At 63.3% G+C, this 18,774-nt stretch carries 22 protein-coding genes; 12 read left to right on the top strand and 10 right to left on the bottom strand.

The window, feature by feature from the left end:
* Positions 1 to 420: 420 nt before the first annotated feature.
* On the top strand, positions 421 to 1,362 hold the full coding sequence (locus tag E3E11_RS06550; RefSeq protein ID WP_141451687.1) for a hypothetical protein: 942 nt from the start codon (positions 421 to 423) through the stop codon (positions 1,360 to 1,362).
* A 346-nt stretch (positions 1,363 to 1,708) separates the two neighbouring features.
* Here E3E11_RS06550 and E3E11_RS06545 read toward each other — a convergent pair whose 3' ends face one another.
* The 6 genes from E3E11_RS06545 to E3E11_RS06520 all read right to left on the bottom strand — a co-directional run bounded on the left by E3E11_RS06545 (position 1,709) and on the right by E3E11_RS06520 (position 4,577).
* Entirely contained in the window at positions 1,709 to 2,077 is a 369-nt protein-coding gene (locus tag E3E11_RS06545; protein WP_168189219.1) for a hypothetical protein, read from the bottom strand.
* Between the two features lie 142 nt (positions 2,078 to 2,219).
* Positions 2,220 to 2,546, bottom strand: a complete 327-nt coding sequence (locus E3E11_RS06540; protein ID WP_141451685.1) for a hypothetical protein — start codon at positions 2,544 to 2,546, stop codon at positions 2,220 to 2,222.
* 128 nt (positions 2,547 to 2,674) lie between these two features.
* Complete coding sequence (locus E3E11_RS06535; protein ID WP_141451684.1) at positions 2,675 to 3,097, bottom strand: hypothetical protein; 423 nt, start codon at positions 3,095 to 3,097, stop codon at positions 2,675 to 2,677.
* Positions 3,098 to 3,572: 475 nt separating this feature from the next.
* Positions 3,573 to 3,884, bottom strand: a complete 312-nt coding sequence (locus E3E11_RS06530) for a hypothetical protein (RefSeq protein ID WP_168189218.1) — start codon at positions 3,882 to 3,884, stop codon at positions 3,573 to 3,575.
* Positions 3,885 to 3,892: 8 nt separating this feature from the next.
* On the bottom strand, positions 3,893 to 4,228 hold the full coding sequence (locus tag E3E11_RS06525; RefSeq protein ID WP_141451682.1) for a hypothetical protein: 336 nt from the start codon (positions 4,226 to 4,228) through the stop codon (positions 3,893 to 3,895).
* Positions 4,229 to 4,265: 37 nt separating this feature from the next.
* Positions 4,266 to 4,577: a hypothetical protein gene (locus E3E11_RS06520; RefSeq protein ID WP_141451681.1), complete on the bottom strand. Its 312-nt coding sequence runs from the start codon at positions 4,575 to 4,577 to the stop codon at positions 4,266 to 4,268.
* Between the two features lie 224 nt (positions 4,578 to 4,801).
* Here E3E11_RS06520 and E3E11_RS06515 point away from each other — a divergent pair, with 224 nt between their 5' ends.
* From E3E11_RS06515 to E3E11_RS06475, 9 genes are read left to right on the top strand one after another with little or no spacing between them, the layout of a single operon-like run.
* Entirely contained in the window at positions 4,802 to 6,367 is a 1,566-nt protein-coding gene (locus E3E11_RS06515) for a hypothetical protein (protein WP_141451680.1), read from the top strand.
* The gene (locus E3E11_RS06510) at positions 6,364 to 6,636 is read left to right on the top strand and encodes a hypothetical protein (RefSeq protein WP_141451679.1); all 273 of its coding nucleotides are present in this window, start codon (positions 6,364 to 6,366) and stop codon (positions 6,634 to 6,636) included. The genes E3E11_RS06515 and E3E11_RS06510 overlap by 4 nt, the downstream gene beginning before the upstream one ends.
* Positions 6,633 to 7,142, top strand: a complete 510-nt coding sequence (locus E3E11_RS06505; protein WP_141451678.1) for a lysozyme — start codon at positions 6,633 to 6,635, stop codon at positions 7,140 to 7,142. The genes E3E11_RS06510 and E3E11_RS06505 overlap by 4 nt, the downstream gene beginning before the upstream one ends.
* 30 nt (positions 7,143 to 7,172) lie before the next feature.
* Complete coding sequence (locus tag E3E11_RS06500; RefSeq protein ID WP_141451677.1) at positions 7,173 to 7,565, top strand: hypothetical protein; 393 nt, start codon at positions 7,173 to 7,175, stop codon at positions 7,563 to 7,565.
* Positions 7,555 to 8,016 (top strand): hypothetical protein, encoded by a 462-nt coding sequence (locus E3E11_RS06495; protein WP_141451676.1) that lies wholly within the window; start codon positions 7,555 to 7,557, stop codon positions 8,014 to 8,016. The genes E3E11_RS06500 and E3E11_RS06495 overlap by 11 nt, the downstream gene beginning before the upstream one ends.
* Positions 8,009 to 9,712 (top strand): GH32 C-terminal domain-containing protein, encoded by a 1,704-nt coding sequence (locus tag E3E11_RS06490; protein WP_141451675.1) that lies wholly within the window; start codon positions 8,009 to 8,011, stop codon positions 9,710 to 9,712. Before E3E11_RS06495 ends, E3E11_RS06490 begins: the two co-directional genes overlap by 8 nt.
* A gap of 11 nt (positions 9,713 to 9,723) precedes the next feature.
* Positions 9,724 to 10,452, top strand: coding sequence for a hypothetical protein (locus E3E11_RS06485; RefSeq protein ID WP_141451674.1), 729 nt, complete (start codon positions 9,724 to 9,726; stop codon positions 10,450 to 10,452).
* 27 nt (positions 10,453 to 10,479) lie between these two features.
* A complete protein-coding gene (locus E3E11_RS06480) occupies positions 10,480 to 10,938 on the top strand; it encodes a hypothetical protein (RefSeq protein WP_141451673.1) in 459 nt (152 codons plus the stop codon).
* A gap of 47 nt (positions 10,939 to 10,985) precedes the next feature.
* The gene (locus E3E11_RS06475) at positions 10,986 to 11,960 is read left to right on the top strand and encodes a DMT family transporter (protein ID WP_141451672.1); all 975 of its coding nucleotides are present in this window, start codon (positions 10,986 to 10,988) and stop codon (positions 11,958 to 11,960) included.
* Positions 11,961 to 12,051: 91 nt separating this feature from the next.
* Here the strand turns inward: E3E11_RS06475 and E3E11_RS06470 are convergent, their stop codons facing one another.
* From E3E11_RS06470 to E3E11_RS06460, 3 genes are all read right to left on the bottom strand, one after another.
* Complete coding sequence (locus E3E11_RS06470; RefSeq protein WP_141451671.1) at positions 12,052 to 13,200, bottom strand: glycerol dehydrogenase; 1,149 nt, start codon at positions 13,198 to 13,200, stop codon at positions 12,052 to 12,054.
* A gap of 114 nt (positions 13,201 to 13,314) precedes the next feature.
* Positions 13,315 to 14,247, bottom strand: a complete 933-nt coding sequence (gene panC / locus E3E11_RS06465) for a pantoate--beta-alanine ligase (RefSeq protein ID WP_231118869.1) — start codon at positions 14,245 to 14,247, stop codon at positions 13,315 to 13,317.
* Positions 14,248 to 14,343: 96 nt separating this feature from the next.
* Complete coding sequence (locus E3E11_RS06460) at positions 14,344 to 14,679, bottom strand: hypothetical protein (protein WP_141451670.1); 336 nt, start codon at positions 14,677 to 14,679, stop codon at positions 14,344 to 14,346.
* Between the two features lie 409 nt (positions 14,680 to 15,088).
* On the opposite strand from E3E11_RS06460, the gene E3E11_RS06455 reads away from it, so the two are divergent.
* Together E3E11_RS06455 and E3E11_RS06450 are read left to right on the top strand one after the other, a co-directional pair.
* Positions 15,089 to 16,459 (top strand): TIGR03862 family flavoprotein, encoded by a 1,371-nt coding sequence (locus E3E11_RS06455; RefSeq protein WP_141451669.1) that lies wholly within the window; start codon positions 15,089 to 15,091, stop codon positions 16,457 to 16,459.
* An 8-nt stretch (positions 16,460 to 16,467) separates the two neighbouring features.
* Positions 16,468 to 18,021, top strand: a complete 1,554-nt coding sequence (locus E3E11_RS06450; RefSeq protein WP_141452199.1) for a helicase HerA domain-containing protein — start codon at positions 16,468 to 16,470, stop codon at positions 18,019 to 18,021.
* Between the two features lie 118 nt (positions 18,022 to 18,139).
* On the opposite strand, the gene E3E11_RS06445 is transcribed toward E3E11_RS06450, so the two are convergent.
* A complete protein-coding gene (locus tag E3E11_RS06445; RefSeq protein WP_231119044.1) occupies positions 18,140 to 18,742 on the bottom strand; it encodes a gluconokinase in 603 nt (200 codons plus the stop codon).
* Positions 18,743 to 18,774 lie beyond the last annotated feature (32 nt).

Raw genomic sequence — 18,774 nt, 5'->3', positions numbered from 1 at the left:
ACAAGTCGAACGCTACTCGCCGCTTTCTTCCATCATCGTGAATGTCACACGCCACGCTCAGGCGCAATTCCCAGGCGCTTTTGCGTAAATCAGGGCGAATTATCTGAAGCGTTGGAGGAAAGCGGTAAAGGGGAGCGAATCATCCGATTGGGGATGCCCCCTTTTGCGGCATCAGGCAGTCCGACGCCGGATCATTGTTTGCCAGAGATGATTTGACTGCTGCTTCTGGCAAACGGCCCACTAGCGCCGCTTTCTTCCGCTGACGAAGCTGACATATCCCGTGCAATGACGCAATGCTTTCAAGTTTTTTGAAGGTCCTCTCTCTTTCCTGAGCGTCGCTGTCGGTCACAGGGAACGTTTACGATCAGTCCGGTGCACGTGCTATGACCCGGTCCACCCTGCACTTGAGGAGACCTTGCCATGGCAGTTGTCAATTTCTGGCTGACCGGCGATGAAAGCAGTCCCGAACGCGCCTGCCTGGCGCGGAAAGCCCAGGCGCATTACGGCATCAACCTGCGCCCCGCTCAGGTCACTGATGCCCCGGTCCTGGAAAGAACTGCCCTGGCTTTCGACGCTCAAAGAACCCTCCCGGAGCAGTTCAGGCAGTTCATACGGGCCCTTGTCAGAACAACCGGGTTGGAGCAGGGCAATGCGTATCTGTCGTATGCAATGTTTCGTCAGGGTGTTCTGGACCAGGAGCAGCGTCTTCAGGATATCCTGAGCAATACTGTCATTGAGACAGGACCCGACTTTACCGCCCGTCTCAAGCAGGTTGTAGAAAAGGCGGACAGGGGCAGCCTGCCCAAGGCCACGGTTCCGGTCCAGAAACTGGCCCAGGATCTTCTGCAGCAAACCCGCGACGGAACGCTCAGCAGTGAACAGTATCTGGCTTTCACACGCCTGGGTGAAGATCTGATGAGCGCCATGAAGTCCTATGACCCCGACATCGCCCACTTCTCCAGAGCCCTCAAAGATGTGCTGGACGACACGCTGGAAACCACCCTGCTCCGCAAAGGTCAGGAGGAAGCACTGGCTAGTTTCAGGAAAGTGCGGCAACAGGAGAAGAACCTGCTGGTTCTCCGGGAGCTGGCCCGGCTCCGCAACAATTACAGCATGTTTGCGCCCTACAAGCTCGACGAGGTCCTGCTGGATGTGTACGGAGACCGGATCGACCAGGGCTCTGACGACATAAAAGACCTGGCAGAGATCGGCACCACTTTCCTGCAGGGCACGCCGCGCTCCGGTGAGTCCTTTTTTATCCCCCTTTTCAATAGCCTGGCCTGGATGGCAGTGGCTTTGGGGCACCGATTGGTCACCTATTGCTGGACCGCCCTCAAACCCGGGAGTGAAAGAAAGCGGTAAAGGGGCGCGAAAACACCCTTTTGCGGCATCAAGCAGTCAGACGCCGGATCTTCGGACGCCAGAGATAAATTGACTGCTACTTCTGGCGATAACACTGCAACTGCACCGCTTTCTTCCGCTGAAAAGACTGGCACAGGCCTGGGCCACACGCAAGACGGGCTGCTGCCCTTCATATTTCAGGGGGTCTGAAAACAGAACGCCTGTGTAACGTTCAGTAAACGCCAGCAAGCCGGCTGCGTGAAAAGACAACTTCTTTCAGGGCGCTGCGGACAGGCTGAAGGACGATCTTACCGGCGGGCTGAAACGCAGATACAGCTCGGCCGAGAGAGAATAACGGCTCCTTCCCTCATTTGGTGCCTAAATTCTGGAAGGGATGTGCGAAATAGATATAGCAACACACGCAGACGAGACCCATCGCGATATATTCAATGACGCTTGGGGAAGTCTTTTCAGACCTGGCCCCGCGCGGCCATAACTCCAGTATGATCAGGGTGGGCCAGAAGAGAGCGCCCACAATCGCCCAGGGCATGAAAGGATGAAACCCCTTGCGCTTCACGCAGGCGTAAGTTCCCATGCCTACAAGCGTGGCCAGGAGGGAAAAAATGACCGGAAACACCAGGCAGGGATAGATCCAGTCAGCCGTTGAGGGGATTTCGCTTCTCGCGCTGAGGTAAATACAACCGCCCACGAAAAGCCCGACGCCCACTCCGATCATAAGGGGGGCCACCCATCTGATGAAGAAACCAGCGCCTGAATGTTTCCGGACTTCTAAAGTCATGTTATTTCTCAATAATCATTATGTAATCATGTAATCGCGGGCCTGAAGGGTTTTCGACCTGCAGGAAGCCATTCATCCTTCAGAATGTATGGTACAGCATGAGGTACATTCCCAGCGGTAGAACGACCAAGTCCAATACTGCAGCAGCCAGGCCGAAATATTCCACTGGCTTCATGGGCGTTTTTTCAGGGTTCGGGCTGCGGCACAGTTCAAGCACGATCAGACAGGGCCATACCGAAACACATACCGCCACCCATAGAATGACCGGGCTGAAATCCTTGCGCTTCACGCAAGTATAAGCCGCCACGCCGACGAGAAGGTCCAACCCCAGGACCAGGGGTGTAGCGATAATATTGGGATAGGCAATCCTGTTGATGACGGGAAGCCACTGTAAAGCTGAACTCATATAGTTCTTTTATTCCTTTCCGGCAGGGACGCCTTTACAAGGCCGCACCCTGAAATATCAGTAAGGCTTCTGGGCTTCTGGGCCCACAATCCCCACAAGTCAGAGGCCCTTGCCGACCGTGGGGCTGATCAAAGCCGGCTTAGGCACCCCAGCACGATGAGTAGAACGATCAAAGCGGCCAAGCCCATGCCGATATATTCAATGACGCCTGGGGAAGTCTTTTCAGACCTGACCCCGCGCGGCCATAACTCCAGTAGGATCAGGGTGGGCCAGAAGAGAGCGCCCACAATCGCCCAAGGCATGAAAGGATGAAACCCTTTGCGCTTAACGCAGGCGTAAGTGCCCTTGCCTACAAGCGTGGACAGGATCGACAGACTGACAGGGAGCAGCACGCACGCATAGAACCAATCATCCGGTGACTGGATTTCATTTCTCACCCTGAGATAAATGTTTCCGCCAAGAAGAATGCCAAAGATAATACCAATCATAAGTGGCACTACCCATTTGAGCAGGAAACCTTTTCCTGAATGTTTCTGGGCTTCTGAAGGCATGTCATCCTCTCAAACGTCGCTCTTCTCCGAGCTTAATACCAGCCGTGCAGAGCCTTCAACTTGCAAGGCTACTTCCTGCTTTCAGGGCTTATAGGCCATGAGATGCAATACCACTGACGGAAATGCCAAGACAATTACTGCAGCGGCCAGGCCAAAATATTCCACTGGCTTCAGAGGTCTCTTTTCAGCCGCCTGGCTGCGGCAAACTTCAAGCACGATCAGACAGGGCCATACGACCACACAAACCGCTACCCATAGAATAACCGGACTGAAATCTTTACGCTTCGCGCAAATATAAGCTGCCGCCCCGACAAGAAGATCCAGCCCCAGCATTAGGGGAGAAACTGTAATGGGTGGATAGATAAGACTGTAAATTATGGGCAACAAGGATGAGGTTGTAATCATATATCTCTTTCTGGTTACCGTGAACCAATCCAAAAACAAAAGCGACACATTTACAGGGCTGCGCCCGGAATCAGGGAGGGGTCTGAAAACCAGAGGCAAGAACAACGCTTGCAATCATCAGGCAGAAAACAATCCAGCTGATATATTCAACCGGGCGTGGGGAGATCTTTTCCGGCGTGGTGGCGTCCGTGAGTTCGAGAATGGGAAGATAAAGCCAGAATATCGCTCCCAGAATGCCCCAGAGGGTGGGCGGCTGAAAGCCTTTGCGCTGCGCACAGGCGTAAGTTGCCCTTCCCACGACCAGGACTGTCGCAATCAGCATCAGGATCTCCAGGGCAGAAAAGAAGACAGAGATCAGTTTACAGGCCAAGGGTGAGGTCACGACCGAATTCATGCAAATCTGTTCAACAGGAACACGACCCCGCCCAGCAAAGAGAGCGCCGCTATCGCCAGGCCGATATATTCAAAAATAAAGGGAGGCCGGATTTCCTCCTCGGCGCTTGGCCACAGTTCAAGCAGTATCAGGACCGGCCACACGGTCACACAGGTGAAGAACCACACCTCCAGCGGTGAAAACCCCTTCCTTGCGAGGCACAGGAAAGTGCTGAGACCGATGATGCCGACAAATACCAGCACCACCACAGGCACCCCTACAGGGAACTTGTTGTTGGAAATACTCAGGGCAACATCATTGACCGCCGGGAAGTAATCAAAAAATGATGTCATGGTGTCTTTTCACCGCAGGCAGCTTTACTGCAGGTTTTCAAAGCCGGCTTAGGTACATCAGCACGGGGAGCAGAATGTTCACAGCGGCCAGGCCCATGCCGACATATTCAATCGGTCGCCGGGAACTCTCCACGCCGTTGGGGCTGCGCAACAGTTCGAGCAGGATAAGAACCGGCCAGCAGAGCAGGCACACGATCACCAGGAGAACGGGTCGCCGGAAGCCCTTGCGCTTCACACAAGCGTAAGAGGCCATGCCCATAAGAATATAGGCGCTCAGAGCATAGGTGCCCAGCCACAGGAGAAGAATCACCAGCTGCAGGGCGGGAAAATCTTGGGGGGGTGCGTGCATGTTGTTTTCTCACTTCGGGCTGGCGCGTGGAACAGGAATGTTCCGAAACCAGGCCGGAACGCCCGGCACTTTAGGGGGTCGGCTTGGGAAAGTCACGGCTCAGGAAAAAGCTTTCATGAAGCTTTCATTTGGAAGTGGTGAAAAGGCCTGCCTAATCTCCCCTCACGGACGCGAAGGGATTTCCAGACGCGTTGACGGGACATTTCAGCCTTGAATGATCTTGTATGCGCAAATTCCTTTCTGCGGGCGCCTGTTCCTGGCTGGCGCTCTCCTGCGCGCCCGCCTTCGCTCAAACGCAGACTGGCGCGCCCGTAACCCTGGTGGCCGGCGGCCATGGGGCCGGCACGAAAAACGCCCCCCTCATCGCCACGCTGACCGCCCCGCCCCCTGCCGGAACCGACCCGGGCCCCAACATGGGCGCAGGCGCGCCCGTCGAGCTCGTCTCGGGCGACCGGCGCGTGGGCACGAAAACCAACCCGCTTTACATCACCCTGGGCAGCGGCGGCGGCAGCACGGGCTTTCTGCCCCTGGCCGGCGGTGAGATCACAGGTGCTTTCAAGGTGGACGGCCCCACGGTGCTGGGAAACCTAAACGCGGCCCGGATCAGCGCAACAGGCGCCATCACGTCTGACGGCGTGCTCGAGATCATGAACCCCGAAAACCCCGCTCAGTGGGCCGCCCTCCAGCGCCTGACCCTGGGCACCGACAACACGGCCATCATCCGGGTTGGCAGCGGCACCACCGAAGTCGGGACTTTCTTCCACCCCGATGGCACGGTCACCGATAACTGGGGCAACCGCTTCCTGACCGTGCAAGATGGCGCAACGTATCTGCCCATCAAAGGGGGTGAAGTCACGGGCGACCTGACCGTCGACGGCAAGCTCGCGGACAAGGCAGGCGACCTCTACGTCACCAGCGTGGATATGTCGAAATACCTGCCTCTGACGGGCGGTAAGATCACGGGAGATCTCACAGCGCAAGGAAACACGACGCTCAATATAGTCAATGCGGCAGTAGTGACCGCCACGAACGCGATGACTGCCCCCCTTTTCGTAGCACAGAACCCTAGCAACCCGGCGCAGGCTGCGGACTTTCGCTGGTCTGTGGGCAAGGACAGGAAAAACACCGCCCAGGTCATCGTCCGCGATTCCAGTGGGTATGCCCTCACCATCTTCCACATGGATGGCACGGTCACAGACAACGCGGGCAAGCGCTTCCTCACCGAGGCCGACAGTACGGGCGTCATCCGCGTCTCCAACCCTTCTTACAACTACGAGGAAGCCTTCCAGGCTACCTGCGCCGATGGCTGCACGCTCACCTATCCGCAGGCGTTGGACCCTTCTGTGACCCCGATTGCGGTCATGGACGGACAGCCTGGCACCACGCCCGGGCAGGTCAACGTCATCATGCGCGGCGAGGTGGGACCGACCGAGACCAGCACCGACGTGAGCGTCACGCTGCTGGATCATAAGGCGCACACCGTCAGCACGGGAACCACTCCCGTTACTTTCGTCGCCCGCATCGATGGCAAGCAGGCTACTCCCAGCACCAAGCTGCAGGCGGCGGCCGCGGATGTGCATTTCTGGGCTGCCGTGCCGGCTGGCACGACCGTGGGCAGCACGCCGGTGAAGGTCATCGGGTGGAGTGCCTTCCCCATCGATGACGCGGCCCTGACGTGGCTGCCGCTGGCCACCATGACCCAGGCCGACTGGGATGCCCCGCCCCGCTACCTCACGCCTCACACCGTCGTCAAAGACGGCGACAGCTATAAGGTGGAGGTGGTCCAGTGACCTATGTGCGCAGTGTGGAGTTCCAGGACCTGGCGCGGCGCATGGACAGCCGGTTCGCCCAGCATGAGGACCGCTTCGCCCAGACCGACCAGCGTTTCGCCCAGCAGGAGACGGTGCTTGCCAACCATGAGGACCGCATCCGCCATACCGAAACGGGCTGGCGGCGGGCCATCATGGTCAATGCGCCGATCATCTGGGGGGCCTCGGCCTTCGGCTCGGGCTTCGCGCAGATCCTCATCCACTGGCTGACCAGCAGGCACCTCCTGTGAGCACGCCCCCACCGCTTCCCGGGGCCCCGGGTCAGGAACAGGCCAGCGCCCTGGCGGCCCGACTGGCACGCAGCTTCGAGGGGTTCAGCGCCCGCCCCTATGCCTGCCCTGCCGGCATATGGAGCATCGGCTACGGCGCCACGCGTGACGGCAGCGGCCATCCGGTCACCTCCCGCACGCCCCCGGTGAGCCAGGGGCAGGCCGAGGCCTGGATGGAAGGACGCCTGCACGCGCTGGCAGGCGAGATCCTCAGGCGCAAGCCCGATCTGGCGCCCTCCCAAACCGCAGCGCTGGCGGACTTCGCCTACAATCTGGGGCTGGCTGCATTGTTGCGCTCCCATCTCTGGGCGACGGTGCTGGAAAACGATTTCGACCGCGCAAGCCGCGAGTTCGGCCGCTGGGTCCATGCCCGCAGCCCCGACAAGGACGCTGAAACCATACTGCCCGGCCTGGTCAGACGCAGGGCGGCGGAGAAAGCGCTTTTCATGAACAGTAACATTTCCTGACCGAAACATACCTTCCAGGAGTTTGATCCCATGACAGACCTTCCTACCCCCACCCCCCAAGCCGCTCCCCAACCAGCGCCCCCATCACCATCATCGCCAAGGCTCTGGGGGCGGCGCATTCTGGGCTGGCTGGCCCAGCCCACCACCCAGATCAGCCTCTCCATGCTCATCGGCGCGGTGGCCGGCGATTACTGGGACGTGATCGACAGCAACCTCGCCTCCACCCTCGCTTTGGCTGCCCTGCCCGGGCTGCTCTCCTGCGGGCTGGACCGCCGCCATGTCGACGCACGCACCATGAGCCTGACCCAGGGCGCGGTGGTCGCCGCCATGCACAGCCTGGCCCATCACGGCCGCGGCGCATTGCCGCCCACCGGGCAGTATGACCTGGGGCAGACGCAGGAGACGCCGCACCATGAACCCTGACACCGTGAAAGTCACCAGCCAGGGCCCCTTCGCCCCGGGCGAGGCCACCACCGTCAAGCTGCTGTTTCAGACCCAGCGCCACGGGGCCTTCCCGGTGGAGATCGAGATCCCCCCGGGCGCGCCCGGCAAAGATGGGCAGAACGGCGGGGGCGGCCCCACGGCCATGCAGTCGCTGGCCCTCACCGAGGACGGACAGACCACCACGTCAGACGGCGTGCAGGACGGCGCGCTCATGGCGCTGGAGGTATTCCCGAGCACGCTCAACGTCCCCTCTGACACGGGGATCCGTTCAGCGGCCGTCTATCTCGATGACTTCACCGATCGCGGCGGCGCGCGTGACGACATGATGGCGCTGGCCACGCTGCAGCAGCTGCGCCTCTGGGCCCGCACCCACCAGCGCCTGATGCGGCTCAAAGCGGCGCAGTTTCTCAAGGAGACCTCCCATGCCTGACCTGGCACATCTGCTGGCGGCAAGCTCCAGCCTGGAAGCCGGCCTGGCCATGACGCGCTATTACCCGCTGCGCCACATGGCCCGCCAGCCCTCGCCCGACAGCAACTCCTGGCAGAATGACGGCCAGCCCTATGTCTGGGACCGCAAAGCCAAGGTGTGGCGCAGCTGGGCGCTGACCAACGCGCAGTGGCAGGCAGGCGACGGCTTCCCCAAGACCAGCTGGGGCGAGTATGTGGGCGCTTCCCTGGGACAGATGATCCCCACCGTCACGCGCATCGACCGCAATACGGCCCCGGCCCAGACCCTGTGGTCCGGCGGGCTCTACGTGGACTGGGACGACCATCTCGGCTGGGGCGCGGGCACGGTGTTCTACTACATCGCAGCCCCTGACCCGGTCTATCAGAGCTGCCTGCTCTACGTCGCACCCGAGCTCGGCATCACCCCGCGGCTGATCGGCACGGTGATCTACAACCAGGACATTCCGCCTTCCTGGACCAACAGCGGGCGCGACTTCCGCGACTTCCGCCTGTTCTGGGACGAAGACCACAACCAGCTGGTGATGGTCGCCTGCATGGGCCAGAACTTCGGGTTCTTCACCTCCACCGACGGCATGAGCTGGACGGCGCGCAGCCCCCTGGCAGGTCCCGGACCGCTGATCGAGTGCCCGAGCCTGCAGAAGATCAAGCTGCGCGACCGCCAGGGCCGTGCCACCGATCAGACGCGCTGGTGCCTGATCGGCTGCGTGCAGGGGGCATGGGATGACGAGGTCATCACCAATGAATGCTGCATCTACTGGGTGGGGAACTGGGACGGCGCGACCTTCACGCCTGACGCCTTCTACCCGCAGACCTGGGACTGGGGGCGTGACAGCTATTCCTCGGTGACCGGCCAGGACGAGCAGGGCAACACGTTCTGCGGCGCGTGGCTGGGCAACTGGCAGTATTGCGCGGTACCCATGCCGTGGAAGGGCTTCCAGAACCTCCAGGGCCTGCCGCGCCAATGCTGGCTGCAGCCCGAGCCCAGCGGGTTCCTGCGGCTCTACACCGCCCCGCTGGCTGACGACCGGGAGGTTTATTCCCTGGTCTGCCAGAACGGCCTGCAGGGTATCGACGCAGGCAGCCCTTATCTGTGGCCCTCCGAGATCGTCACCTCTGGCACCGGCGTGTGCTTCCGGCTGGACATCACCCTTATGCAGATGGGTGGCGCGTGGCCTGACCAGGTCCTGCTGCAGATCCGCACGGGCACCATCCCCGAGGGCCAGCCGCATGCGGGTAACTACCACATGGACTTCCTGGTCGACTTCAAGGACCAGAAGCTGCTGATCGACCGCACGCATTCGGGCTGGGAGCTGCCCAATTACTCGGCCAACCCGGGCAGCCCGTCGCCCCCGGATCACAAGTCTTACAACCCGTGGGCCACGCCGGCGTCGGTGCCCATGGAGCCTAAGCCACGCGTGGTGAACGCGACGTTGCAGGCTGCTCTGCGTGACGATCCGGTGCCGGCCGGACAGCTCACCACCATGGACGCCCCGACCAAGCGGCTCACGCTGCTGGTGGATGCGTGCTCGGTCGAGCTGTTCGTTGACGGCGGCCGGACCTCGGCTTCAACGCTCTTCTTCCCCCCTGACGTGTGTCAGGGCCTTTCCATGACGACGACCGGGCCCGTGGTGGCCTCGGCGGTCGTGTCTCTCTACTGAAGGAGGATCCCATGTCCCTCACTCCCGGCCAGACGGCCCAGGCAACCCTCGTCGCTACTGACAATGACGGCAAACGCTTCACCGCCCCCCTCGAACTCCCCCCGGGCGCGCCCGGTGCCACCGGAGACCTCAGCGGCGCGCTGTCGCTGCAGGCGGGCGGCACGGTTGAAGGCCCGACCATCTTCAAGGGCAATGTCACCTTTGAAGACGTGCAGGTGAACTTCAAGGGCTGCCCGTTCACCAACGACACCTTCTACTGGACCGGCGCGCTGGGCGGCATGATGTTTGGCGACAACGCGACACGCGCGCAGATCGGCCAGCGCCAGGACAGCCAGGGCGCCCTGAAGGGGTTCTTTATCGGCCTCACCGACAATCCCTCTCTCAGCTGGGCGGAATGGCTGTTCGACCGGAGCGGCGCCGTTGCCACCCCCAAGGGCAACACGCTGCTTGAAGTCGCCACGCCCGAGGGGGGGCCTTACCTGGTGCAGCGCTTCCCTGTCACGGGTCCTAACGGCCAGATTGTTACTTTCCCAAAACCTTTTTCCGGGACTGATATCTGCGTCATCATCCCGACCGTTTTCGACAGCAGCGGAAATCTCGTCATCGCTGGCCCTTCCAGCGCCCCCACTACCAGCGCCTTCTCGCTCTCCCGCTACGTAGTGGCCAACCGCAACGGCGCAGTGGCCAACTGGGACAGCGACGGCTCCGTGCTGCAGGCAATCGCCATCGGCCCGGCCTGATTCCCCACTCTGAAAGGAACTCATCTCATGACCGCAGATTTCATGACCCCCGACACCACCCCCACCTATTATGCCGTCGTCGCCAGTGACGCGGACCTGACCAAGCCGGTGCGCGTCTTCACCTGGCTCACCACGGACTGGGGCGACATCACGCGCTACGTGCAGGCCGGCCAGAAGATGGTCAAGCTCAACTGGACCGCCACCGAATGGGAGAACCGCCCCCTCACGAACGCAACGCTGGGCCCTGACGGCAAGGGCTATGTCGGCCCCACCATCATCCCCCCCACCCCGCTCAACTTCCAGGCGCGCCAGCAGCTTTCACGGGTGATGAATCTTTACGCGCAGATGGGCTGGCCCCTCTTCGCGGACCCTCCGTCCGACATCCTCCCCTACGGCAAGGCCCTCTCAGCCATCGCCACCGGCGCAGACACGACCAGCACAGCGCTCCCGACCCCGCCGGCTGACCTGGCGAAGCTTCTGGGGTAAGGCGCCACAGAACTTGCGCCCGCCTCCCGATCGCGGAATGATCGGGCATGGAGTCTTTGAACGCGCCTTTGCCCAGACAGCTCTCCCCCAATGCCCGGCCCCTGACGGTCTGGGACATGGGGTTGGGGGTCATGACGCTGGTTGCCTGGAGCAGCGCCTTCCCGCTGGTGCAGATGGCATTGCGCAGCGGGGTGGCGCCGCTGCCGCTTGCGAGCCTGCGTTACGGGCTGGCCAGCCTGATCGTGATGCCCTTTGTAGCCACCCGGCTGGCGCGCAGCGGGCAGACCACGCTCCGGCTGCCGCCTGCCAGCGCCTGGCCGCGTTACCTGTTGTGCGGCTTTCTGGGCATCACGCTTTACAATGTCTGCCTCAACCTGGGCGAGGAAACCGTCTCGCCCGCCACCGCCAGCCTGATCGGCGCCTCCTCGCCGGTCATCTGCGGCCTGCTGGGCGCGTGGCTGCACCGCGACCACCTGTCGCGTTTCGGCTGGGCGGGCTCGGCCCTGGCTTTTGCGGGCGTGCTGCTGGTCTGTGCAGCCCAGGGCCCGCTCGGGTTCGGCAGCGGCACTTTCGTGCTCATGCTGGCCGCCCTGGGCAATGCGCTTTTCAACATCCTGCAGGTACCATTGGTGCGCCGTTACGGGCCCGGAATTTCCTTGTGCTGCTTCATCATCGCAGGGGCTGGCTTTCTCCTACCATGGCTGCCCCAGGGCATTGCCACCCTGCTGAAAAGCCCGCCGCGCACCTGGGCGATCCTGCTTGCGCTGGCCGCCATTCCGGGCGTGTTCGGCTACGGGTGCTGGGCGCGGCTGCTGGGGCGGATCGGGGCTCCGCGCGCCTCGCTGATCCTCTACGGCGTGCCGCCCTGCGCCATCGTGCTGACCCTGCTGCTGGAAGGCAGCTGGCCCAACGTAGCCACCCTACTGGGCGGGGCGGTGGTGCTGGCCGGCCTGGCCCTCACCCGCCTGGGCAGCCGCAAACCCGCTGCCGACCCGGAAATCTCCGCCCCGCCGGAAATCTGAGAAAACACCCACGCCTGAAAATACAAATACAAAGGGCGCTGCCTCCCTGCGGAAGCAGCGCCCCTGGTGGTGCCAGGCCGAGACCTCAGCCTCAGGCCTTGGCCTTGACCCCTGCGCCCTCAGCGGCGCGGTAGGTTTCAGCCAGCGCATTGGCCCCGACGATGGCGTTATAGACGTCATCGGGGGTGTAGCGCTGGGGCATGTTGCCCATGGTGTCGTCTGGCGCGCAGGCGATCTCGGCCACCTTGCGCCATTCCGCCGGCACGAACTCCTTGACGCCCATCTCAGCCAGGGTCATGGGCAGGCCCGCCTCGCGGATGACGCGCACGACCTCGTCGAATTCCTCCTTGGGCGCGTTTTCCAGCACCAGCTGCACCAGCAGGCCGAACACCACCTTCTCGCCATGCTGCACGTGGTGCAGGGCCTCGACCGCCGTCATGCCGTTATGCACCGCATGGGCTGCGGCCAGACCGCCGCTCTCAGCGCCCACGCCGCTCATGTAGATCGTGGCCTCGATCATCTGCTCCACGGCCAGGGTGCTCACCCCCTTGCGGGCTGCGGCCATGGCGGGCACCACGTTTTCACGCAGCACGTCGTAGCACAGACGCGCAATGCCGAGCCCGGTGCGCGACGTGCGGTGGTGGCGCAGGTTGAGGCCGCCGGATTCAAAGCAGGCGCGCGCCTCGAAATAGGTCGCCAGTGCATCGCCGATGCCTGCAGCCAGGAAGCGGGCCGGCGCGCCTGAGAGGATATCGGTATCGGCCAGGATGGCATCGGGGTTGCGGGCCAGGAAGAGGTAGCGGTCGAACGTGCCGTCAGGCGTGTACACCACCGCCAGGGCCACGCAGGGCGCATCTGAAGAGGCGATGGTGGGGTAGAGCAGCAGCGGCATCTTGAAGTAATGCGCCACGGCCTTGGAGGTATCGAGCGTCTTGCCGCCCCCTACGCCGACCACCACATTGCCCCCCTGCGCCTTGGCAAGCTCGCCCAGGCGCTTGATCTCGGCATCGGTGCACTCACCGCCGAATTCCTGCACCGCGCCCTTGAGCCCGGCTTTCTCCAGCGCAGGCAGGCATTCCTTCTTCGTGCGTTCGGCGATGAAGGGGTCGCTGATGATGAAAGCATTGTCGCCGTAGTTCTTCACGAAGTCCGGCAGCTGGCCCAGCAGACCGGCGCCGACGATGAACTGCTGCGGCGATGATACGGAGCGCGGGGGAAGAGAGGCGGGTTTGGCCGTCATGGTGGGCTTCCTCATCAGAAGATCAGGGACAGGATTTCAGGCGCGCGGTCACGCGCTGCCCGGCAAGGATAGCCCTGCCACAGCCCTCCGAACCACCCCTAAATGAGTTAGATTTCAGTAATCCGGGCGGCTGGAATCCCTGGCAGCAGATACGGAGGCGGAATTCAGCAGCATATTGTCGATCAGCCGCACGTCTCCCAGCCGCACCGCCAGCAGGGCCAGCGCTTCCTCCCCCAGTGTTTCGGGCGGCACGAAGCTGGCCGGGTCAACGATGGTGACGTAATCCGTTTCCCAGGCTCTACGCCCTTCAGCATCCGGCGCATTTTCCCCCAGCCGTGCCGCCAGCGTGCGGGTCATGAGGGCTTCAAGGCGGGCGCGGTTGCGCTCACCCTCGCTGAAGGCCTGTCGGGCGGCTTCGAGCGCCTGGTAAAGGGCGGGGGCCTGGCGGCGCTGCGCAGGCGTGAGGCGCGCATTGCGGCTGGAGGCAGCCACCCCGTCGGACTCGCGGAAGGTGGGGGCGGTCACCACCTCGACCGGCAGGTTCAGGTCATGGACCATCCGGCTGATGACCGCGCATTGCTGGGCGTCCTTGCGGCCGAAATAGGCCTGTTGCGGCTGCAGGATGTTGAAGAGCTTGGCAACAACCGTGGCCACGCCCGCGAAATGCCCCGGCCGCGCCGGGCCTTCCAGGCGGTCGGCAACGCCGCCTACCTCCACCCGCGTGGCGAAACCAGGCGGATACAGCAGCTCGGCTGTGGGCAGGAACACCAGATCCACCCCCTCTTTCTCCAGCAGGGCCAGGTCACGCTCGACCGCGCGGGGGTAATGGTCCAGGTCGGCGGCGGAATCGAACTGAAGGGGATTGACGAAGATGCTGACGGCTACCGTGTCGTTTTCCGCTGCGGCCTGGCGCACCAGCGAGAGGTGGCCTTCATGCAGGAAGCCCATCGTCGGCACGAACCCCATGGCTTTCATCGCAGGGCGCAGGCGGCGGACTTCCTCGACGGATCGACAGATCTGCATCTTGATCTCCAGCTGTTCCGGCACGCGCCTTTCAGGGCCGCGCCAAACCTACAAAAAAACCCCGGAGAAAACTCCGGGGTTCTTCCATAACCTTCAGAGAGAAGGAAATGTAGGCCTGAATCAGGCCTTGCTGCCGTGCAGGCCGAACTCAGCCTTCTTGCCGTTGATGACTTCCTTGGCGTCGATGGAAGCATCAAAGTCAATGCGCTTGTAAGCGGGGATGTCCAGGACCTTGCCGAAGTCGGCGCCCTTGAAGTGGCAAACCTGCTTGGAGGCCTTGACGGGGCTCACGTGGAACTTGCCGATGTACAGGTCATGCAGTTCGCCTTCAGCAGCAAGAGCCTGCAGGAAGAACTCAGCGTACAGACGGTGAGCTTCAGTAGCCTGCTGAGCGCTCAGCTGGCCGCCAGCGCCCTGGACTGCTTTAAGAAGGATCTGATCAATAGTGGTGGCCATGTTCCATGCTCCGTTAAATTGTTACTCCGGAAAACCACTCCCCGGACCTGCGGCAACTCCAACATCTTTCCGGCACTCTTGCAAGCCCAATTATCGCCGAAATACAGAATGTAACGATATTATGACGTGACAGTGCAGAAAAACCCTCCACCCCCCTCAAGCCCCCTTCTCAAGGACTCCTGAGAGGACCTCTATAAAGCACCCGCAAATATTACCGCCCTGTTCGGGCACGCTAAAAGACGCAAAACCCGCGCCAGTATTCTGAAAATCCGCCTTTTCCCGCCTTTCTATGCCTCTGCTCTTGCAACATTGCTTCTTTTTTAAAGTAGCCTGCCTGCGCCCATCCTGGCCCGCCCCCGCATTTGCGCGCCTTCGCCCCCTTCCTCCCAGGTCCTGAGAGCCCCTCCCCATGACCCCTGAACCTTCCCCTGACCCTGCCCCGGTCCCGCCCCAATCCCTCCCTGAGAAAACAGGTCCGGGCACAGCGCCGCCCACAGGCAAGAGCAAGAGAAAGAGAAAGAGCGTTGCCGTCATCGGCGGCGGGCCTGCAGGGCTGTTCGCCGCTGAATGCCTGGCGCGCCAGGGGCACGCGGTCACGGTGTACGACCACATGGCCCGCCCCGGCCGCAAGTTCCTCATGGCCGGGCGCAGCGGGCTGAACCTGACCCATGACGAACCCCCCGCCCTGTTCGGCGAACGCTACGGCACCAGCCTGCCCCGCCTGCAGCCAGCCCTTGACGCCTTCACCCCGGCACAGCTGCGCCAATGGGCTGAAGGGCTGGGCCAGCCCTGCTTCACCGGCAGCTCAGGCCGGGTCTTTCTCAAAAGCCTCAAGGCCTCGCCCCTGCTGCGCGCCTGGCTCGAGCGCCTCGAAAACCTGGGCGTGATCTTTGCCGGCCGCCACCGCTTTGCGGGCTTTGCGCCGCTCTCAACCGAAGCGCCGTCAAACGACACCGCCCCGCAGAAACTGCGCTTCACCACGCCCGAGGGTGAAAAAGAGGTCACCGCAGACGCCACCGTTCTGGCCATGGGTGGGGCCAGCTGGTCCCGGCTGGGCAGCGACGGGCAATGGGCCGGGCTTTTCCCGTCCCGTGATTGCGCGCCTTTCCTGCCCGCCAATTGCGGCTTCCTGCCTGACTGGCCCGCCCCTTTCCTCGAGTCTTTTCTCGAGCGTTATGAAGGCGAAACCCTCCGCGGCATCGCGCTGTCCTTCGGCGGGGTCACCCATCGCGGCGACCTCACCATCACCCGGCGCGGGCTGGAAGGCGCACCGCTCTACGCGCTCTCAGCCCTCCTGCGCGACGCCCTTCTGGCCCATAACGGCCCGCAGGCCGCGCAGCTGAACCTGCGCCCCACGCTTTCAGCAAGCGAGATCCAGCACCGCCTCAGCGCGCAGCGCCCGCGCGAAAGCCGGGCCAACAGGCTGCGCAAGGCCCTGCGCCTCACCCCGGTGGAACGCGTCCTGCTCAACGAGCTCGCCCCTGACGCCGCGACCCCCGCCGAGCTGGCCCAGGCCGTGCAGGCCCTGCCGCTGGCCTTCAGCGCGCCCGGCGAGCTCGACCGCGCCATCTCCACGGCCGGCGGGCTGAAATGGGCGGCGGTGGACGGGCACTTCATGCTCAAGGACCGCCCCGGCGTCTTCGCCTGCGGGGAAATGCTCGACTGGGAAGCGCCTACGGGCGGCTACCTGCTACAGGGCTGCTTCTCCACCGCCCATGCCGCAGCGGGCGGCGTCGCTCACTGGCTCGCTGAAGGCACAGGCGATAAAAGACCTGCATGACAGCCAGCATGAACGGACCCACGACTCGCCCCGGCGCCATCGTTCTGGGAAGCCTGCAGGAACCCGGGGTGCCCGGGCGCGGAACAGGCGGACCAGGGGACGCGCCGGGCTGCATCGACCTTGCCGAACTGCTGGCCACGCGCCTGCTGGTGCAGGGCAATTCCGGCTCGGGCAAGTCCCACCTGCTGCGGCGCCTGCTGGAGCAGACGGCCGGGCTGGTGCAGCAGGTCATCATCGATCCTGAAGGCGATTTCGTCACCCTGGCGGAGAAATACGGCCACCTGGTGCTCGATGCCGACACCCAGAGCGAAGCGGGGCTGCGCGCGGCAGGCGAGCGCGTGCGTGCCCATAGGGCCTCAGTCGTGCTCAACCTCGAGCAATGCGAGCCCGAGCAGCAGCTGCGCGCGGCAGGCAGCTTTCTGGCAGGCATGTTCGACGCCCCCCGCGCCCATTGGTACCCGGTCCTGGTGGTGGTGGATGAAGCCCAGCTCTTTGCCCCCGTGGCCGGCGGGGATACGTCCGACGAGGCCCGCCGCCTGTCGCTTTCAGCCATGACCAACCTGATGTGCCGCGGCCGCAAGCGGGGGCTGGCGGGGATCATCGCCACCCAGCGCCTGGCCAAGCTTGCCAAGAACGTGGCGGCAGAAGCCTCGAACTTCCTGATGGGCCGCACCTTTCTCGACATCGACATGGCGCGCGCTGCCGACCTGCTGGGCATGGAGCGGCGCGCAGCCGAGCGCTTCCGCGACCTGCAGCGCGGCCAGTTCATGGCGCTGGGCCCGGCCCTTGCGCGCAGGCCGCGCCTCATCACCATCGGCCCGGTGGAAACGGCCAGTCTCAATGGCGGGCCCGTGCTGGTGCCGCTGGAGCCCACGCCGGTCGCCCCTGAGGAACTCCGCGAGCTCATCCTGCAACCGGCACCCGAGCCGCCCCCGCGCGCCCGGCGCGAGCCCGCCCCGCCCCCGCCTGACCTTCTGGCCCAGCTCGACGCTTACGGCGCCGAACGCGCGGTCGAGGAAAAACGCCATGAGGCGCAAGCGCAGGAAAGCCAGGCGGCCGGTCAGGCGGGGCCTCACACGCCGGCCGATCCCGAACTGCTGGCCGGGCTGGTCGCTGCCACAGCGGCTGAGGAAGGGGCTGATTACCGGCCGCTTCCCACGCTCTACCAGGATTTCCAGATGCGTGCGCGCCTGGCCGGGCTGTCGCGCACGGTGATGGAACAGGCGGTGGACCTGGCGCAGTTCCGCAGCCTGCTGGCCCTCGCGCGCTGCGGCATCACGCCTGAGCAGGCCCAAACCCCGCAATGGCAGGAGGTGATGACCCGCGCCGAGGGCCTGCCTGAAGACCTCCGCGGCGTCTATCTCCTGCTCGCCCGCTGCGCGCTGGAAGGCGCGCCCTGCCCGGACGACGCAGCACTGGCCCGCACCTACGGCACCCATTCGCTCGGGCGGGCGCGCCGGCAGCTGGGCTACCTTGAGGAATGCGAAGCCATCATCGTGCGCGACTCGCCCACGGGCCGGCGCGTGGCCATCGTCGGCCCTGGCTGGCAGACCGCGCCCTGAATTTTCCGACCTTCCAGGCCTGACGGAACAGACCGGAACAGGAAAGGCGCCTGCCCCCTTCCATGAGAAGAGGAGCAGACGCCTGGTCAGGCTCTGGGCAGAAGCGATCCGTTGCGGGTCAGTTCTGGGCGGTGCGGCCGTGATCGGATTTCGACATATGCGCTTCAACCTTGCACTTGGTCCCTTCGGGGTGCAGCTCCAGGTAGCACAGCAGCATCTCAAGGATTTCCGACGGCGTGGCATCGCCCGAAACCACGATCACCGGCTCGTCGGTGGCAGGCTCCTCGAGCGTTGCGAACTGGCTGGGCAGCAGAGTGGGCGGCATGTAATGGCCCGTGCGCGCCTTGATGCGCTGCTCCACCACTTCAGGCGTGGTGTAGAGATAGACGAACTCCACCGGCAGGCCCTTGGCCAGGATCTCGCGGTAGCGGCGCTTGAGCGACGAGCAGGTCAGCACGGCGCCGTGGCCGGCCTTGACCTGCTTGGCAAGCCAGTCATGGCACAGCTCAAGCCAGGGCGCGCGGTCATCATCGTTGAGGGGATGGCCGTTGCGCATCTTCTCGACATTGGAAGGCGGGTGCAGGTCATCGCCTTCCTGGAAGGGCCAGCCCATCAGGTCGGCAAGGGCCACGGCCACCGTCGTCTTGCCGGTGCCTGAAACCCCCATGACGACGATATACTGCGGCGGAATGGCAGGTCGTTTCAGATCCTTGGCGATCATGGCGCCTGCCGTCTTGCAGGCGTTTTCCTGTG

Source organism: Oecophyllibacter saccharovorans (assembly GCF_006542375.1).
GTDB lineage: Bacteria > Pseudomonadota > Alphaproteobacteria > Acetobacterales > Acetobacteraceae > Oecophyllibacter > Oecophyllibacter saccharovorans.
This window is presented reverse-complemented; position numbering and strand designations above follow the sequence as displayed.

Excerpts from the sequence above, each read along its gene's own strand:
- E3E11_RS06550 (WP_141451687.1), top strand. The coding sequence starts at position 421 with ATGGCAGTTGTCAATTTCTGGCTGACCGGCGATGAAAGCAGTCCCGAA.
- E3E11_RS06545 (WP_168189219.1), bottom strand. The coding sequence starts at position 2,077 with ATGATCGGAGTGGGCGTCGGGCTTTTCGTGGGCGGTTGTATTTACCTC.
- E3E11_RS06540 (WP_141451685.1), bottom strand. The coding sequence starts at position 2,546 with ATGAGTTCAGCTTTACAGTGGCTTCCCGTCATCAACAGGATTGCCTAT.
- E3E11_RS06535 (WP_141451684.1), bottom strand. The coding sequence starts at position 3,097 with ATGCCTTCAGAAGCCCAGAAACATTCAGGAAAAGGTTTCCTGCTCAAA.
- E3E11_RS06525 (WP_141451682.1), bottom strand. The coding sequence starts at position 4,228 with ATGACATCATTTTTTGATTACTTCCCGGCGGTCAATGATGTTGCCCTG.
- E3E11_RS06520 (WP_141451681.1), bottom strand. The coding sequence starts at position 4,577 with ATGCACGCACCCCCCCAAGATTTTCCCGCCCTGCAGCTGGTGATTCTT.
- E3E11_RS06515 (WP_141451680.1), top strand. The coding sequence starts at position 4,802 with ATGCGCAAATTCCTTTCTGCGGGCGCCTGTTCCTGGCTGGCGCTCTCC.
- E3E11_RS06500 (WP_141451677.1), top strand. The coding sequence starts at position 7,173 with ATGACAGACCTTCCTACCCCCACCCCCCAAGCCGCTCCCCAACCAGCG.
- E3E11_RS06495 (WP_141451676.1), top strand. The coding sequence starts at position 7,555 with ATGAACCCTGACACCGTGAAAGTCACCAGCCAGGGCCCCTTCGCCCCG.
- E3E11_RS06490 (WP_141451675.1), top strand. The coding sequence starts at position 8,009 with ATGCCTGACCTGGCACATCTGCTGGCGGCAAGCTCCAGCCTGGAAGCC.
- E3E11_RS06485 (WP_141451674.1), top strand. The coding sequence starts at position 9,724 with ATGTCCCTCACTCCCGGCCAGACGGCCCAGGCAACCCTCGTCGCTACT.
- E3E11_RS06480 (WP_141451673.1), top strand. The coding sequence starts at position 10,480 with ATGACCGCAGATTTCATGACCCCCGACACCACCCCCACCTATTATGCC.
- E3E11_RS06475 (WP_141451672.1), top strand. The coding sequence starts at position 10,986 with ATGGAGTCTTTGAACGCGCCTTTGCCCAGACAGCTCTCCCCCAATGCC.
- E3E11_RS06470 (WP_141451671.1), bottom strand. The coding sequence starts at position 13,200 with ATGACGGCCAAACCCGCCTCTCTTCCCCCGCGCTCCGTATCATCGCCG.
- E3E11_RS06460 (WP_141451670.1), bottom strand. The coding sequence starts at position 14,679 with ATGGCCACCACTATTGATCAGATCCTTCTTAAAGCAGTCCAGGGCGCT.
- E3E11_RS06455 (WP_141451669.1), top strand. The coding sequence starts at position 15,089 with ATGACCCCTGAACCTTCCCCTGACCCTGCCCCGGTCCCGCCCCAATCC.
- E3E11_RS06450 (WP_141452199.1), top strand. The coding sequence starts at position 16,468 with ATGAACGGACCCACGACTCGCCCCGGCGCCATCGTTCTGGGAAGCCTG.
- E3E11_RS06445 (WP_231119044.1), bottom strand. The coding sequence starts at position 18,742 with ATGATCGCCAAGGATCTGAAACGACCTGCCATTCCGCCGCAGTATATC.